The sequence below is a fragment of the Terriglobales bacterium genome, from assembly GCA_035573675.1.
Lineage (GTDB): Bacteria > Acidobacteriota > Terriglobia > Terriglobales > Acidobacteriaceae > DATMAB01.
Genome location: DATMAB010000024.1, coordinates 29680 through 46388, shown reverse-complemented (window position 1 = coordinate 46388; position 16709 = coordinate 29680). Strand labels below are relative to the sequence as shown.

Annotated in this window: 16 protein-coding genes; 10 read left to right on the top strand and 6 right to left on the bottom strand. The window is 64.7% G+C overall.

From position 1 onward, the window contains the following. Positions 1 to 6: 6 nt before the first annotated feature. Positions 7 to 1122, top strand: coding sequence for a hypothetical protein (locus VNK82_10775; GenBank protein HXE91436.1), 1116 nt, complete (start codon positions 7 to 9; stop codon positions 1120 to 1122). 22 nt (positions 1123 to 1144) lie between these two features. On the opposite strand, the gene VNK82_10770 is transcribed toward VNK82_10775, so the two are convergent. The 6 genes from VNK82_10770 to tolQ all read right to left on the bottom strand — a co-directional run bounded on the left by VNK82_10770 (position 1145) and on the right by tolQ (position 6128). After that, complete coding sequence (locus tag VNK82_10770) at positions 1145 to 1960, bottom strand: tetratricopeptide repeat protein (protein HXE91435.1); 816 nt, start codon at positions 1958 to 1960, stop codon at positions 1145 to 1147. A 98-nt stretch (positions 1961 to 2058) separates the two neighbouring features. Continuing rightward, positions 2059 to 2787 (bottom strand): peptidoglycan-associated lipoprotein Pal, encoded by a 729-nt coding sequence (pal, locus tag VNK82_10765; GenBank protein ID HXE91434.1) that lies wholly within the window; start codon positions 2785 to 2787, stop codon positions 2059 to 2061. Positions 2788 to 2833: 46 nt separating this feature from the next. Then, positions 2834 to 4162, bottom strand: coding sequence for a Tol-Pal system beta propeller repeat protein TolB (gene tolB / locus VNK82_10760; GenBank protein HXE91433.1), 1329 nt, complete (start codon positions 4160 to 4162; stop codon positions 2834 to 2836). A gap of 52 nt (positions 4163 to 4214) precedes the next feature. Next, on the bottom strand, positions 4215 to 4976 hold the full coding sequence (locus tag VNK82_10755; GenBank protein ID HXE91432.1) for a TonB family protein: 762 nt from the start codon (positions 4974 to 4976) through the stop codon (positions 4215 to 4217). Positions 4977 to 4979: 3 nt separating this feature from the next. Beyond that, on the bottom strand, positions 4980 to 5405 hold the full coding sequence (locus VNK82_10750) for a biopolymer transporter ExbD (GenBank protein ID HXE91431.1): 426 nt from the start codon (positions 5403 to 5405) through the stop codon (positions 4980 to 4982). Between the two features lie 3 nt (positions 5406 to 5408). After that, a complete protein-coding gene (tolQ, locus tag VNK82_10745) occupies positions 5409 to 6128 on the bottom strand; it encodes a protein TolQ (GenBank protein ID HXE91430.1) in 720 nt (239 codons plus the stop codon). Positions 6129 to 6306: 178 nt separating this feature from the next. Between tolQ and VNK82_10740 the strand changes: the two genes are divergently transcribed. The 9 genes from VNK82_10740 to VNK82_10700 all read left to right on the top strand — a co-directional run bounded on the left by VNK82_10740 (position 6307) and on the right by VNK82_10700 (position 16688). After that, on the top strand, positions 6307 to 6816 hold the full coding sequence (locus VNK82_10740; protein ID HXE91429.1) for a heme-binding domain-containing protein: 510 nt from the start codon (positions 6307 to 6309) through the stop codon (positions 6814 to 6816). A 62-nt stretch (positions 6817 to 6878) separates the two neighbouring features. After that, positions 6879 to 8585 carry a DNA repair protein RecN gene (recN, locus tag VNK82_10735; GenBank protein HXE91428.1) on the top strand — a complete coding sequence of 569 codons (1707 nt, stop codon included), beginning with the start codon at positions 6879 to 6881 and terminating at the stop codon, positions 8583 to 8585. A 139-nt stretch (positions 8586 to 8724) separates the two neighbouring features. Further along, a complete protein-coding gene (ispH, locus tag VNK82_10730) occupies positions 8725 to 9705 on the top strand; it encodes a 4-hydroxy-3-methylbut-2-enyl diphosphate reductase (protein ID HXE91427.1) in 981 nt (326 codons plus the stop codon). Beyond that, positions 9702 to 11681, top strand: a complete 1980-nt coding sequence (gene shc / locus VNK82_10725; GenBank protein HXE91426.1) for a squalene--hopene cyclase — start codon at positions 9702 to 9704, stop codon at positions 11679 to 11681. The genes ispH and shc overlap by 4 nt, the downstream gene beginning before the upstream one ends. Before the next feature lie 53 nt (positions 11682 to 11734). Beyond that, complete coding sequence (hpnH, locus tag VNK82_10720; protein ID HXE91425.1) at positions 11735 to 12739, top strand: adenosyl-hopene transferase HpnH; 1005 nt, start codon at positions 11735 to 11737, stop codon at positions 12737 to 12739. A gap of 37 nt (positions 12740 to 12776) precedes the next feature. Then, positions 12777 to 13769, top strand: a complete 993-nt coding sequence (gene hpnA, locus VNK82_10715) for a hopanoid-associated sugar epimerase (protein HXE91424.1) — start codon at positions 12777 to 12779, stop codon at positions 13767 to 13769. Beyond that, positions 13762 to 14487 carry a hypothetical protein gene (locus tag VNK82_10710; protein ID HXE91423.1) on the top strand — a complete coding sequence of 242 codons (726 nt, stop codon included), beginning with the start codon at positions 13762 to 13764 and terminating at the stop codon, positions 14485 to 14487. The genes hpnA and VNK82_10710 overlap by 8 nt, the downstream gene beginning before the upstream one ends. A 30-nt stretch (positions 14488 to 14517) precedes the next feature. Continuing rightward, the gene (locus VNK82_10705; protein ID HXE91422.1) at positions 14518 to 15642 is read left to right on the top strand and encodes a zinc-dependent dehydrogenase; all 1125 of its coding nucleotides are present in this window, start codon (positions 14518 to 14520) and stop codon (positions 15640 to 15642) included. An 8-nt stretch (positions 15643 to 15650) separates the two neighbouring features. Further along, a complete protein-coding gene (locus VNK82_10700) occupies positions 15651 to 16688 on the top strand; it encodes a zinc-binding dehydrogenase (protein ID HXE91421.1) in 1038 nt (345 codons plus the stop codon). Positions 16689 to 16709 lie beyond the last annotated feature (21 nt).

Here is a 16709-nt window from a genome sequence, read left to right as displayed (position 1 = left end):
TTCCCAATGTTGGTCGTGCTGTTCCTTGGCAGCGTAGCGCCCCGGGCCCTGGCCCAGGAAGGGCCGGCCATTCAGAAAGACTCGCTGCTCTTCACGGCCTACACCCTCGCCGAGTATCGCGGGAACTACGACATGTGGAGCTGGCTCCCGAAGGCCGAGTTTCGCGTGAACGGGCCCATCGAGAGCGGGGATCAGCTCTTTGTGGAAGTCACGCTGCCGGGGCGTGGAGTGTGGGTGAAATTCGACTGCGAGACCGAAGAAACTCCGCAAGGGCGCTCCATGAAAACCAAGTGCGGAGGCCGGGACGGAATTCCCGAGGAGAAGAGCGCCACCTACGTCGGGCCGGTCAGCTTCGCCATCAAATTGCGCAACCCGCTGAGCGAAGGCGGAGTGAAGACTCTCTTCACCGGCAAGGCCAAGGTGATGAAATCCCGCTCCAACGAGCACGGTCCCAAGGCCCTCAACAAATTCGTTTACTACGTGGATCACGACTGGACCCTTCCCGCCGGCTACATCTACCTCTCCCCTGAAACCCACGGTTGGAACCTCCCCTTGTTGAAGGCAGACTTTTGGGTCCGCGGTGTTCGCTCGAGCGGGCCGGGCGAGCCACCGCAACCCTTCTCTACCGCCGAGCCTCACCTGCTCTATAAGGGGAAGGAGGTGGGCCTCATCTTCTTGCAAGACCTGCAGGTGGGCTCGCCCAGTTGCAGCGGCGAAACCATCGAGACCACGCGGAGTGTAGCCGACAACGTTCCCCAGGCGGCCAAGTGGACGCGCGTGACATGCACCTTCTACAGCGTGGCTGGCTGGGACAAGACCGGAGAAGATAGGAGTCCCCGCCCCGGAAAAACCGGACGAATTCACGTGCTGAGTGACAACCCGGGCGAGTACGAGCTCAAGATTCTGACCAAGGGGCGGCTGGCCCGGTCGCTGAAGTTCACCGTCGGGGATGATGGCAAGATCGTGGACAACGGCATCGCCACCGCCAACAAGCTGGGCAGCGACAAGATCATTGTGCCGGTCACGTTCATTGGCGCCCCGGACGGAGTGTGGGACAAGCTGGCGTGGAAAACGTGGGGTTATTACGGGAACCCGCTCACCGGCTTCACACCGGCGCCGTAACGTAGCACCGTGCCGGGGCGGGCTAGCGTGCTGCGACGCCCAGCTTGCGCAGGCGGTCGCGCGCTGAGGTGGCCTCGACCGAGCGCGGGAAGCGCTGAATGAGCTTGCGCAAGGCAGCCACACCCGCGTCTTTCTGCCCCAGCTCGATCAGAGCGTAGCCTTTCTTCAGCATGGCGGCCCGCGTCTTGTTGCCCTCCGGATACTTTTCCAGGACCACATCGTAGCCTTCGATGGCGCGTTGGAAGTTGCCCTGGCGGTAATCGATGTCGGCCAGGTAGAACTGCGAGTTGCCGGCCAGCTCCGCGGTGGGATAGAAGCGCAGATAGTCGGTGAACTGCTGGGTAGCCAGGTCCAGGCGGCCGGCGGTGTAGTCGCGCAGCGCGTTATTGTAGAGCACGTCGGGCGGCGGCGCATCGGCCGGCGGCGTGGCCGGCTCCACCCCGATGCTGGCCCGCGCCTGCTCCATGGCGGCCAGTTGCTCCGCCACTTTGCCCACCCGCGCCTTCAGCTCGTCGAGGGAATCGTGCAAGGCCTGCACCTGCTGCGACACTTGCTCGGTGCGCTCGCTCTGCTGCGCCGTCTGTTCAGTCAGCGTCTTTTCCAGCCGGCTGACCGCCGCCGACATTTTGGCGACGCTGTCCGTGCTCTGCTCCGTCAGCGTGCGCATCACGCCCATGCGTTCGTCGAACCGCTGCTGCATGGCCGTCATCTGCTGTTGTAGGGCTTCCACCTGGGTCTGCAGGCGGATCAGGCGGTCCTTAGTGCTCTGGGCAAGTGCCGGTGTGGCCAGGGCCAGCGCCAGCAGGGCGATCAGGAATCGGGGACTGCGTTTCGTCATAGCCGCACTCGAATGATTGCGTCCGGCCCGGCAGTTCTCCCGCCGGGCCGGCTTAAGAAGCAGGGCGGCGTGAGCGTGCGCTCCCGGCCGCCGATGAGTTACTTCTGGTACACGAAATGGCCGCGCCGGTTCTGCTGCCAGCAATCTTCGTTGGATTGCATGCAGAACGGCTTCTCCTTCCCGAAGCTGATCGTTCGGATCCGGCTGGCATTCACGCCCAGGCGAATCAGGGCCTCGCGCACGGCGTTGGCGCGCCGGTCGCCCAGGGCCAGGTTGTACTCGGTGGAGCCGCGCTCATCGCAGTGTCCTTCCACCACGAAGGGAATACTCGCGTGCTCGTTCAGGAATCGGGCATTGGCCTCCAGTGTGCGCTGTGCGTCCGGCCGGATGTCGGAGCGGTCGTAGTCGAAAAAGACGTCCTGCACGTTACGCGCGAACAGTTCCGCCTCCGTGGCCGAAGGGACGGCCGCCGTCGGCTCGGCCACCGTGATGCGCACGGAGTCGCTGGCCTCGCCGCCGGGACCTTTGGCCGTCAGGCTATAGGTGGTTGAAGCTTCCGGCGTCACCGCCTGTGAGCCGCTGGCCGCTACCGACCCGATCCCGGAGATGACCGCGCTGTCGGCATTGCTGGTATGCCACGTGAGGGTTGCCGCCTGGCCCCGCTGGATGGTGGTCGGGCTGGCCGAGATGGAAGCCGTGGGAGCAGCCGCCGGCGGTGGAGGTGCGGGGGTCGGCGGCGGGGCTTCGGTTCGCTTCTTGCATCCGCCCAGCGCCAGCAGCACCGCCAGGGACGCGATGATCCAGGCTTGCCTCGTGTTCCGTCTCAACGTAGCCTCCTTTTGGAAAAGAACTGCTTGCATGCACTTGGATGCGTTACTTGAAGCTCCAGTTGGGTTGTGAGTTCTCGCCCGCCGTAGTCAGTTGCCGGGGCAGGGTGCCGTCCGCCAGCATGCTCCAAATCTGCGTCCGTCCTGAGCGTGTGGACTGAAACACGATCTGCCGCCCGTCGGGCGACCAGGACGGGAAGTCGTTATTGCCGGCGCCATGCGTGAGTTGCACCCACTGACGGCTGGCGATGTCCATTATATAGATGTCCTGTCCGCCGGGCGCGCCGGGCCCGTATCTGCGATTCCAGGAAAAGGCCAGCAGCTGCCCGTTCGGCGACCAGGACGGGGAAACGGCGTAACCCTGATCGGTGATGCGCTGCACGTTGGTGCCGTCGGCGTCCATGATGTAGATCTGCGGCAGCCCGGTGCGCCCGCTCACGAAGGCGATCTGGGCGCCTGTTTTCGGGTTCCACGCGGGCGATAGGTCGGGGCCCTGGAAAGCGGTCAGGCGCTTGGGATTCGCCCCGTTCGCGTCCACGAGGAAGACCTCCGGATCGCCGCGCATCGAAGAGGAGAACGCGATCTTGCTCCCATCCGGCGACCACGCCGGAGAAATGTTCGTGCCTGCGAACCGCGGGAAGCTGACCATGCGGCCGAGTTCGAGCGAATACATGGCCAGGTCCACCGCACCCCGCGCGTAGGAGGTGAACACGACCCGCGACCCATCGGGCGAGATCTTGGGCGAGAGTGCGATCGAGCCCAGCTTGCTGAGCTGCTGCTGGCCGGCTCCGTCGTAGTCCATGATCCACACTTCCTTGTGGCCGGTGCGATTGCTGATAAAGACGATGCGGCTTTCCGACACGCCCGGTACGCCGCCACCCAGCCGCAGGATGATCTCGTTGGCGAAGCGATGGGCAATGCGCCGGGCGTTCTCCTCCGTAGCTTTCTCACGGTACTGCTTGCCCAGCACCAGCGGTGACGTCGGATTCTTCACGTCGTATAGCCAGCCCTGCATGACCGCGTCTTCGCCCGCGATGCCGAAGTTTCCGAAAGCGACCATGCCCGCGCTGGGCGGCGGGTTGCTCCACGCTTCCGGCCGCATCTGTGCCGGGCTGCCCGGCACTGCCAGCGGGTAGAAGCTCTTGGAGACGACGTCAAAGATTCCCGCATTCGAAAGGTCGTTCCACAGCGTGTCGTTGAATACCTTGCGCAGTGCGTCGCCGCTCGTGCCGCCCGGTCCGGGCTGGAAGTCCGGCACGGCCAGGCGCACACGCTCCACCCCCAGGCCGGTCCCGGTGCGGATCCAATCCTGGTAGGGGCGCGCTGGCGCAGCCAGCGCCGGGATCAGAAGAAGAATCAGAAGAGGTCGTTTCATCATGCATGCACGGGTTTGAGGATCATGCTTCATCGTGAATCGCAGCCGGCTGCTATCTCCTGTAATCGAACCAGAACTCCACCGAGACCTTGGAGCCCGAGTAATCCGGCGGCAAGGGCCCGAAGGTGTCGATGCGTTTCAGGGCCCGCAGGGCCGACTGATCGAGCGAGGGCACGCCGCTGGACTGGGAAACCTCGATGCTGACCGGCTGGCCGTTGCGCAGGATGTCGAAGGTGATGTACACACGGCGCGCTGACCCGATCGACGGGTCCACCTCATACTTCAGCCAGTTCTCTGATACCTTGCGCCGCACCACGTCCACGTACCAGGCGTAACGCGAGCCGAAGTCGCCGCCCGTGCCGGTGAAGCCGAAGCCGCCCTTGGCGCCGCGTGCCTCGAAAACCCCATAGGGACCGCTGACCGGCCCGCCCTGGCCGAACGGAATCACGTTGGACTTGGGCGGCGCGACCGGCTTCAGTTTTTCGGGCTTGGCGCGCGCGTCCGGCTCCGGGATGGGAACCGCCTCCGGTTCTTGTTCCTTTTCGCGCGGCAGCGACTCCGAAAGGCCGGCGGATTCGTTCGCCAGCACGTTTTCTGTCTCCGCCGGCGGCCGCGGGATGGGTACGTTGCTCACCAGCGTGGCGCTGAGCGCACCACCGCCGCCCGCGCCGCCCCAGCTCTCCCCGTGGAATCCTCCGAACAGCCCGGCGTAGAGCAGCATGCCGCCGAAGAGGAATCCATGCAGCGCCACGGACAAGGCCAGCGGCCGCTCCAACGGATCTCGTTCCACATAGATGTCGGCGCTCAGGGCCATGCGCTACTTGCTCGCCGATTCTTTCAGCGGCTCGGTGACGATGCTGACGTTGGTGATCCCGGCCTGCTTCACGGCGTCCATCACGGTGGCGAAGGCGCCGAAGGGCACGTTCTCGTCCGCCCGCAGATAGATGGACTGGCGCTCGGGATCACGCACGCGCTCCCGCAACCGCGCGCCCACCTGGTTGATATTGATGGGATCGTTGCCGAAGTACACTCGCTGCTTGCGGTCGATGGAGATGACCAGGCGCTCCTCGGTGATCTCCTTCACTGTGCGCGTCTTGGGCACCGCGACCTCTACCCCCGATTGCAGCACCGGCGCCGTGATCATGAAGATGATCAGCAGCACCAGCACCACATCCACGAACGGCGTGACGTTGATGTCGGAAAGCGAACTCTCGGTGCGTCCCCGGGCGTTGGTAAATGCCATCGCTCAGCCTCGCGGTTCGGCCGTCGGGCGCTCGGCCGCGTTCAGGAATTCCAGCGCGAAATCGTCCATGCGCGCGCCGAACTCGCGGATGGAATGCGTCAACTGGTTGTAGCCGATCACCGCCGGAATCGCGGCGAACAGCCCGGCAGCGGTGGCGATCAGCGCTTCCGAGATACCCGGCGCCACCGCACGCAGCGTAGCCGCTCCCGAGGTTCCCAGCGAGTGGAAGGCGTCGATGATGCCCCACACCGTACCGAACAGGCCGATGAAGGGCGTCACCGCACCCGTGGTCGCCAGCCACGGCAGGCGGCGCTCCAGCCGCGTCAATTCTTCCGATGCCGCGATCTGCGTAGCGCGTTGGATGGCGGCCAGGTTCCGTACCGCGCCCGAGGGATTCCCCGCCTGCCGGTGATACTCGTGGTAGCCGCTCTCGAACACCGCCACCAGCGGGCTGGGCCGGAACTGCTCGGCCACCGCCGCCATCTCCGAAAGCCGCCCTACCTTGCGGAAGGCCTTCACAAAGCGGGCGCTCTGCACTCGCGCCCGGCTGAACGTGCTCCACTTGGAGATCATGATGGCCCAGGAGATGACGCTGAAGATGAGCAGGATGACCAGTACTGCCTTGGCGACCGGGCCGCTCTGCGCGACCAGATTGATGATCTCACCGCCCACCGCCGCAGCCGGAAAGGAAAAAACCGATGAGTACGTTAGAAAATGTCCCACGCTCGCACCGTAGCATAGGGTTTCGACAGGGTCAACGGAACTCGGACGCGCACAAGGAACCGCGCGCTGCGGCAGGCCGTCGACACTGCCCCCGCCCGGGCTTTACACTTGGGTTACGTCCGCACGGATTTTCTGCCGCGCGGCCGCATGGCCGTCGCATCGGAGCCGGCGCTTCTAAATGAAGAAACTGCTGCCCCGCGCCTTGATGGTTCTGGGATTCCTGTTCGTGGTGGCGCAGTTGATCCGTCCGGAGAGGACCAATCCCGCCAGCGATCCCGCGCGCGCGGTCCATGCGCGCCTCGCCGTGCCTGCGGAGGTCTCGGCAGTATTCGAGCGCGCCTGCCGCGACTGCCATTCCAACCAGACGCGGTGGCCCTGGTACAGCCATGTGGCGCCGGTCTCCTGGCTGGTGGTTGACGACGTCAATCACGGCCGCAGGCATGTGAATCTCTCCGAGTGGGCCTCCTACGGCCACACGGAGGCCGACGAGATCCTCGATGAGATCTGCGAGGAGATCTCCGATGGCGGCATGCCGCTGCGCTCCTATCGCTGGATGCACCCCGAAGCGCGGCTCTCCCAGGCCGACGTGCGCCTGCTCTGCGATTGGAGCCGCAAGCAGCGCCAGCGGCTCGCCGAATCCGTGGCGCAACCTCCCGCGAAGGGGGAAACTCCTCCGACGGCCGACTAGGGCTGTGGAATTTCGCCGCGGCCTTCCGTGCTATCCTGCGCGCAGATTCAGGGTCCACCCCGGTGCTGGCCGAACTGCGCGTCCAAAACTACGCTCTGATCGAGGACGTGGAAGTCGAGTTCGGCCCCGGACTCAACCTCCTCACCGGCGAGACCGGCGCCGGCAAGTCCATCCTCATTGATGCCCTGGCACTGTTGTTGGGGGAGAAGGCCTCGAGCGACGCCGTCCGCCACGGCGCCGGACGGTCCGTGGTCAGTGCGGTCTTCGAAGTGGAGGAGGCGGCGGTCGCCGCCGTTCTCGAAGGCAACGGCCTCGACGCTATTCCCGGCGAGGTCATCGTGCGCCGGGAGGTGGCTGCGTCTGGCAAAGGGCGCGCCTTCGTGAACAACCAGCCGGCCGCCGTCGGCGTCCTTCGCCAGCTTGCTGTGCACCTGGCCAGGGTGCACGCGCAGAACGAATCTATCCTGGCGTTCGATGCCAGCGAGCGCCTTCGCCTGCTCGACGCCTTCGCGCGCCTCGACGTGTCGCCGCTATCGGAAGCCTTCGGGCGCTGGAAGTCCCTGCGCGACCGCATCGCCGAACTGGATCGGGACGAGCAGGACCGCCTGCGCATGGTGGACCTCTGGAGCTTTCAGAAGAAGGAGATTGAATCCGCCAGGCTCGAGCCGGAGGAGGACCAGCGCCTGGAGGCCGAGAAGCGCCTGCTGGCAGACGCGGAAAAAGTGCGCGCTGCGGCATGGCAGGCCTATGAGCTTCTCTACGAGGGCGAAGGCTCGGCAGCGTCGTCGTTGCGGGCAGCGGCACGGCGCGTCGAGGAGCTTTCCGCGTACGACGAAAAGGCCTTCCGCGACGACCTGGTCGCGCTTAACACCGCGCGTATCGCTGCCGAGGACTCCGGCGCCAAGTTGCGTGATTTCGCCGAACGCATCCAGGCTTCTCCGGCGCGGCTCGCCGAGGTGGAAGACCGCCTCGCCCTGCTCGACCGTTTGAAGCGCAAGTACGGCGGCACCCTCGACGCTGTCATGGCCTTCGGCGCCGACGCCGCCCGCAGGCTGGAGGAAGTCGAGAACCGTGACGACGTCCTGCGCCGCCTGCGTCAGGACCTTGCTGGCGCCGCCCAGGACTACGTTGCCGCCGCCCGGAGCGCCTCGAAACAGCGCACAGCAGCCGCGCGTCAGCTCGAAAAGCAGGTCGAAGCCGAGCTCACCGATCTGGCCATGAAGGCCCGCTTCCGCGTTCAAGTGGAAGCTGCCACCGACGAAGCCGGCTGGACGGCCTGCGGGTACGACCAGGTCGCCTACCTGTTCGCGGCCAATCCCGGCGAGCCCTTGGGACCGGTAGAAAAAATCGCCTCGGGCGGGGAACTTTCCCGCGTGATGTTGGCCCTCAAGGCTACTGTCGAAGCCGGTGCGACACTTGCCAAACTGAGAACTGAGAACCGGGAACTGAGAACTCCTTCCCGCACCCTCATCTTCGATGAGATCGACGCCGGCATCGGCGGTCGCGCGGCGGAAGCCGTCGGCCGCAAGCTGAAGGCGCTGGCCCGCGGCCATCAGGTGCTGTGCATTACGCACTTGCCGCAGATCGCCGCCTTCGCCGACCACCACTACTTGGTGGAGAAGCTGGAGGCCGGCGGGCGCACTCGCACCAGCATCCGGCGTCTCTCCGAAGCCGAGCGCACCGAAGAGCTGGCCCGCATGTTGAGCGGCGCCCGGCTGACGGAAACCTCCCGCCGCCATGCCCGGCAGTTGCTCAAGACCAACGCCTGAATCCATTCGCCCTGCCGGACATCCCATCGGATGCTAATTCCTGCTGCTCGTGTGGTTTACAGTGGGGATACCGGTCTCTGCCGAGTTATCCTCTGGCTTCCGGAATCCCTGCGGCCCGCTTATACTGGATGGGAGCCTGATGACGGTTGCCACGGTTGAAAAAACGCTGCTCCTGCTGAAACCCCGAGGTTTCTGCGCGGGCGTCGTACGCGCGATTGACATCGTCCGTATCGCCCTGGATACCTTCGGCCCGCCCATCTATGTGCGCAAGGAGATCGTCCACAACCGCTATGTGGTAGAGGACCTGGCCGCCAAGGGTGCTATCTTCGTGGATAGCGTCGAAGAAGTTCCCGACGGCGAGCGCGTCATCTACAGCGCGCACGGCGTGTCGCCCGAAGTGCGTGAGGCCAGCCAGCGCCGCCGTCTGCGGGTAATCGACGCCACCTGCCCGCTGGTCACCAAGGTGCACGTGGAGGCGGTCAAGTACGCCAACGAGGGCTACACCATCATTCTCATTGGCCACCGCGACCACGATGAAGTTATCGGCACGCTCGGCGAAGCACCGCTGGTCACCGAAGTGGTGAGTACGCCGGAGGAAGTCGAGGCGCTCACTGTGCCCGACCCCAACCGCGTCGCCTACATCACCCAGACCACGCTCAGCCTGGACGAGACCCGCGGCATTATCGAGGCCCTGGAGCGCAAGTTTCCCAAGATCAAAGGCCCGGCCGCGCAGGATATCTGTTACGCCACGGAAAACCGGCAGCTTGCGGTGAAGCACGTCGCCGCCGATGCCGACCTGGTCCTGGTTGTAGGCTCGGACAACAGCTCGAACTCGAACCGCTTGGTCGAAGTGGCCGGGTTGCTGGGCGCCCGTGCCCACCTCATCGAGAACTATCGCGCCATTCAGCCGGAATGGCTTGAGGCAGTGAAGACCGTGGCCCTCACCGCCGGCGCCTCGGCCCCCGAGTGCCTGGTGGAAGAAGTTGTGACCTTCCTGGCCAGCGCCGGTTTCACGAACGTGCAGGAAGTGGAGGTCATGCCGGAGAACGTGCGCTTCGGACTTCCTCCGGAGATTGTTCAGGCGATCGCGGCCGCCCCCACTGCCGCGGCTGCGGAATGAGCAGCATGCAAAACCTGCCGTCGGCCGGGCGCCCCCTGGCCTCCGGTGCGCCGGCCAAGCTGGATGACATCCTCAGCCGCGTGGCCGCGGCCCGCGACGCGGCGCGCAAGTTCCTCTTCTCCCTCCAGCATGAGGACGGCTACTGGTGCGGCGAACTCGAGGCCGATACCACGCTCGAGTCCGACTACATCCTGCTGCACACCTTGCTGGGAACCGGCGATCCCGTGCGCATCGCCAAGGCGGCGCGCTACATCCTCCAGCACCAGAACGCCGACGGCGGCTGGAGCATCTACCATGGCGGTCCCTCGAACGTCAGTGCGTCGGTCAAGGCCTACTTCGGCTTGAAGCTCGCCGGCTACACCGCCAGCCACCCCGCGCTCGAGCGCGCTCGCCGGAAAATTCTCGAGCTCGGCGGCGTCACCGAGGTCAACACCTTTACCAAAATCTACCTGTGCTTCTTCGGCCAGTACGATTACTTCGCCGTACCCGCCATTCCGCCGGAGATCGTGCTCTTCCCACGCTGGTTCTGGTTCAACCTGTACGAGATATCCTCCTGGTCGCGCGCCATCCTGGTGCCGCTCTCCATCGCTTATGCCAAGAAGCCCTTCAAAAAGATTCCGAAGGAGATGGGCGTTGAGGAGCTCTTTGTCGGCGGGCGCGAGCATGCCAATCTGCATCTGCGCTGGGCGCCGAAGATCCTGAGCTGGCGCAATTTCTTCCTGTTCCTCGACCGCATGACGCACTGGTTCGAGCGTGTCCATGTGCGCCCGCTGCGTTCGCTCGCCATCCGTCGGGCGGAGAAGTGGATGCTCGAGCGTCTGGAGAAGAGCGACGGCCTGGGCGCCATCTTTCCGGGCATCGTGAACTCCATCATCGCGCTGCGCTGCCTGGGCTACTCGCTGGATGACCCCCAGATGATCCGTGCATTGGACGAGTTCGAGGCGCTCCACATCGAGGAGGAAGATACGCTGCGCATGCAGCCCTGCAAGTCCCCGGTATGGGACACAGCCTACGCGGTGTTCGCGCTGGGGGAAAGCGGCGTCTCGCCCGACGACCCGCGCCTGGTGGCCGCCGCCGACTGGATGCTCAAGAAGCAGGTCACGCACCGCGGCGACTGGGCGGTGAAGTGTCCCAAGGCCCAGCCTGGCGGCTGGTATTTCGAGTTCAACAACGAGTTCTATCCCGATGTGGACGACACCGCCATGGTGGCTCTGGCGTTGGGCCATGTGAACCATCCTCACGGCCGCTACCAGCACGAATCGCTCGAGCGCGCCCTGGCCTGGGTGCGCGCTATGCAGTGCCGCAACGGCGGCTGGGCGTCGTTCGATAAGGACAACGATCGCATGGTCTTCCAGTACGTGCCCTTCGCCGACCACAACGCCATGCTCGACCCGGCTACGGTGGATATCACCGGGCGGGTACTGGAGGCGCTGGCCGCCTACGGTGTGCCTCGTCATGACCGTCAGGTTCAGCGGGCCATCGCCTTCATCCGCCGCGAGCAGGAGCCGGACGGCTCCTGGTTCGGCCGCTGGGGCGTGAATTACATCTATGGCACCATGCAGGTGCTGCGCGGGCTGGAAGCCATCGGCGAGGACATGTCGCAGCCCTGGATCCAGCGCGCCGCGGTCTGGCTGCGCAGCGTGCAGAACCCCGACGGGGGCTGGGGCGAGACGTGTGGCTCCTACGACGATCCCGCCACCCGCGGCCTCGGTCCCAGTACGCCTTCGCAGAGCGCCTGGGCCCTTCTCGGCCTGATGGCCGCCGGCGATTACTCCAGCGACGCTGTGCATCGCGGCATCGCCTACCTGCTGCGCACCCAGAGGAAGGACGGTTCCTGGGACGAGAAAGAGTACACCGGCACGGGTTTCCCGCGCGTGTTCTATCTCGCGTATCACCTGTACCGGCAGTATTTCCCCTTGCTGGCGCTGACCACCTACGCGCAGGAGATCGCATCACAGAGGAAGAGTTCGAGCTAGAGGTTCTCGCAACAGGGCATCGAGAGGCAGCAACAGGGTTCAAGAGAGGCTGAATGCGTTTTCCGTTGGCGCTGCAGTACGACCTGACGAAGTACATCATTGGCAAGAAGCTGAAGGGAGTGGAGCGCTTCCCGCTGGTCATGATGCTGGAGCCGCTCCACGCCTGCAACCTGACCTGCACCGGCTGCGGCCGCATCCGCGAGTACGAGAGCACCATTCGCGAAGTAGTTCCGGTGGAACAATGCCTGGCCGCGGCCGATGAGTGCGGCGCGCCGATTGTCTCCATCTGCGGCGGCGAGCCCATGATTTACAAAGAGATTGGCCGCTTGGTGGAAGGCCTGTTGGCGCGCAGGAAGCATATCTACCTGTGCACCAACGGCATGTTCATCCGCAAGCGCATCCACGAGTTCAAGCCCTCGAAGCGCTTCTTCTTCAACGTGCACCTCGACGGCATGCGCCGCTCGCACGATATCGCCGTGGAGCGCGAGGGAGTGTTCGACGCCGCCGTCGACGGCATCCGCTGCGCCAAGGAGCACGGTTTCCAGGTCTGCACCAATACCACCGTCTACATGGAAACCGACATGAACGAGATCGAGGCGCTGTTCGAGTACCTGGAAGGGCTGGGCGTCGACGGCCACATGATCTCACCCGGCTACTCCTATAGTGCCGTCCAGACCAAGGAGATTTTTCTCGATCGGGCCCGGATCCGCGACAAGTTCAAGGAGATCAAACGGCTCGCCCGACGCTTCCCGCTGAACACTTCGCCGGTGTACGCGGAGTTCCTTGCTGGCGACCGCGACCTCATGTGCACGGCCTGGGGCAATCCCACCTACAACACCAAGGGGTGGAAAGGGCCCTGCTACCTGATGACGGACGCGCACCACGCCACTTTCGCGGACCTGATCCACAAGACGCCCTGGGAAAAATACGGCTACGGCCGCGATCCCCGCTGCGAGAACTGCCTGGTGCACTGCGGCTACGAGGCCAGTGCCGCCACCGGCAAGGACGCCCGCTTCGGCGACACCTGGAAGATGTTCGCCTGGTCATTCTTCGGCTGATGTGCGGGGCAAGCCTTTCGGCTTGTGCGGATCCACGGTGAAGGCTTTTGTAACAGGCTCGACCGGGTTTGTCGGTAGCCATGTCGCGCACGTGCTGGCCCGCTCGGGGGCTGAGTTGCGCCTGTTGGTTCGGTCAGGTAGCCCGACGGGGAACATCGACGATCTGGCCGCCGAGCGGATCGTCGGCGACCTGCGCGACCCGGAGTCGTTGCGCCGTGGCCTCGAGGGTTGTGAGCTGGCGTTCCACGTCGCGGCCGACTACCGGCTGTGGGTGCGGCGGCCGGAGGAACTGTATCAGTCGAACGTCGAAGGGACCCGGTCGTTGCTCATGGCGGCCCGGACTGCGGGTGTCCGCCGCGTGATCTATACCTCAAGCGTCGCGACCATGGGCTTTCCGGCGGACGGTACTCCCGGCGACGAAGAGTCGCCGGTCTCGTTAGCCGACATGATCGGCCATTACAAGCGTTCCAAGTTCATGGCGGAACAGGTAGCGATAGAAGCGGCGCGCGCCGGACAGGATGTGGTCGTCGTCAATCCCACTACCCCCGTCGGCGAGGGTGACATCAAGCCCACGCCTACAGGGAAGATCATCGTGGATTTCCTGAACCGTCGCTTTCCGGCGTACCTGGATACGGGACTGAATCTGGTGGATGTGGCGGAAGTCGCGCGTGGGCATGTGCTGGCTGCCGAAAAGGCGCAGCCCGGCCGCCGCTACATTTTGGGCGGGGTAAACCTCACGCTCAAGCAGTTGCTGGACAAGCTGGCGGCGCTCACTGGGCTGCGCTCTCCGGGCGTGCGTCTGCCCTACGCTGTGGCCTGCGCTTTCGGCGCTCTGGACACGCTGTTCACCGGCATGCTGTTCGGCCGCGAGCCACGCGCGCCGCTTGAGGCCGTGCGCATGGGCCGCAAGAGAATGTTCGTCAGCTCGCGGCGCGCGGAACGCGAGCTGGGCTGGGAGATCGTTCCGCCGGATGATGCGCTGCGCCGCGCCGTCGACTGGTTCCATGCCCACGGATACGTTCGTGCCTAAGGTCGCCATCGTCGCTGCCCTGGAGCGTGAGGTCCGGCCCTTGGTGAAAGAGTGGCCCAGCAAGAAAGTTGCACTGGTTCGGGACGACTGGAGAAGTACCGCCGTGTTCTTCGAAAAGAGCGGGAAGTTGGTGGCCTGCGGCGGCATCGGCCGGGACGCCGCCTGCATGACTGCCGACGCTGCGCTCTCCTGCACTGGCGCCGAGGTCCTGGTGTCTGCTGGTTTCGCCGGGGCCCTGGGCCCGGAGGAGAAGGTTGGGGATGTGGTTTGTCCTGCGGCGGTGGTAAGCGCCGAAACCGGCATGCGATTCGACACGCTGGCTGGCCGCGGCACCCTCGTGAGCAGCAATCGCGTCTTACAACCCGAGCAGAAGCGCGAACTCGGTGTGCGCTTCGCCGCGGAAGCGGTGGACATGGAAGCCGCCGCCCTGGCCGCACTGGCGCAGCAGCGTCGCGTGGGGTTCCTTGCCTTGAAGGCCATCTCCGACGAGATGGACTCCAGCTTGCCGCCTTTCGGCCGCTTCGTGAATCCGGTGGGGAAGTTCCGGACGGCGCCCTTCCTTGTGCACGTGGTTTTGCGCCCCTACCTTTGGCCGACGCTTCGACGCCTGGCACGAGACTCCGAACGGGCCGCACAGGCTCTCTGCCGACAATTGGAAGTGCTGTTTACCGAGGAAGGATTTGAAAGTTTCATTCAGGAAAGAGCGCGGTCGGCGTGACCATTTTGGAGAGACAATAGGGATGAGAGCATGACCGTCGCAGCTCAGACCGAGCCAAAACCCCAACGCGGCGCCCTTCCCGCCACCATGCAGGCCGCCGTGTATCGTGGCGTGAACGACGTCCGCGTCGAGACCGTGGCGGTGCCGGAAATCGGGCCGGGCGAGCTGCTTTTGCGGGTCCATACCTGCGGCATCTGCGGCACCGACTTGAAGAAAATCTCAACCGGCTCACATTCTGCGCCGCGCATCTTCGGCCACGAAACTTCGGGCGTGGTGGCGGCCGTGGGCGCCGGTGTTACCGGCTTCAAGGTCGGCGATCGCGTCATGGCGTTCCATCACATCCCGTGCGGCGAGTGTTTCTACTGCCTGCACAAGGTCTTCGCGCAGTGCCCGGTGTACAAGAAGGTGGGCACCACGGCCGGCTTCGAACCCGCGGGCGGCGGTTTTGCCGAGTACGTCCGCGTGATGGACTGGATCGTCCGCAGAGGCCTGGTGCGCATCCCCGACGACGTGTCGTTCGAACAGGCCACGTTCGTGGAGCCGGTAAACACCTGCATGAAGGGCATCGAGAGCTTGCGGCTGGTCCCGGGCGAAACCGTCCTCATCCTGGGGCAGGGGCCCATCGGCATCATTCTGGCCGTTCTGGCCCGCCGCGCGGGCGCCGAAGTTATAACTTCCGATTTGTACGCCCGAAGGCTTACAATAGCCTCAGGCTTCGGGATACAACGGACGGTGGACGCATCCAAGGCCGACCCGGCCGCGGAAGTCCGCCAGTGCACCGAAGGCCGCGGCGCCGACGCCGTGATTGTCGCGGCTGCGGGTAACGGGCTGATTCAGCCTGCCTTGGACGCCGCGAGGCCGGGCGGACGCGTGCTGCTGTTCGCGCAGACCGTGCGCGCGCAGGCCGCGTTCGACCCTTCATCTGTGTGCGTTGACGAAAAATCGTTGTTGGGTTCCTACAGCGCCTCGGTCGACCTGCAGGAGGAATCGGTGCGCTTTGTATTCAGCCGGGAGATGGATCTGGAGCGGCTCATTACCCACCGCTTCCCCCTCCCGCAAGCGGTCGCGGCGCTTGAACTCGCTGCCCATCCCGGACCGGATTCTATGAAGGTGGTCATTCAGCCCGGGCAGCCCTCGGAAGGACGAAAACTTTGAGCGGAAAGATGACAGCAGCCGTCCTCTACGGCAAAGAGGACGTGAAAATCGAACGTGTGCCCATCCCCCATGTCGAGGAGGGCGAGCTTCTCATCAAGGTGCAGGTGGCGCTCACCTGCGGTACCGACCTGAAGGTGTACCAGCGCGGCTACCACGCCCGCATGATTGTGCCTCCGGCCCTGTTCGGGCACGAACTGGCAGGCGTCGTCGAAGAAGTGGGTTCGGGCGTGAAGCATTTCTGCAAGGGGATGCGTGTCGTGGCGCTCAACTCCGCCCCCTGCCAGATGTGCTTCTATTGTTCCAAGCACCAGGAGAATCTCTGCGAGAACCTGCTGTTCAACAACGGCGCCTACGCGGAGTACATCAAGATCCCGCGCCGCATCGTGGAATCCAACACGCTTACCATCCCGCCCAATGTCAGCTTCGTCGAGGCGGCCATGGTCGAGCCCCTGGCCTGCGTACTGCGCGGACTGCATGAAACCGGAGTCGAAATCGGAGATACCGTGGCCGTCATCGGTGGCGGGCCTATCGGCTTGATGTTCGTGCAGGTGGCCAAGCTCACCGGGTGCAATGTGATCGCCGTGGTCAAGCGCGATTCCCAAGTGCAGGCCGCCAAGCGCTTCGGCGCCGATGAGATCATCCAGGTCACTTCCGTGGCCGATCCGGTCGAGGCCGTGCGCGCCATCAGCCCCGACCGTCGCGGCGCCGATGTGGTCATCGAGGCCGTCGGCCGCCCGCAGGCCTGGGAGTGGGCCGTGGACATGGTTCGCAAGGGCGGCACGGTGAACTTTTTCGGCGGATGTGCTAGCGGCACCAAGGTGCAGCTCGACACCAACCGCCTGCATTACGCGGAGATTACGCTCAAGGCTACGTTTCACCACACGCCGGAAGCCGTGCGCCGTGCCTTCGCGCTCATCACCGAGAAGAAAATCAAGAGCAGCGATTACGTCACCGGCGAAGCGCCGCTCTCGCGCCTGCAGCAGGTGCTGCGGCACATGCTCAACCGCAACGGTGACATCAAGACCGCAATCATCCCCGGCCATTAGCCCGAGCCGCCGGGAGCTTGC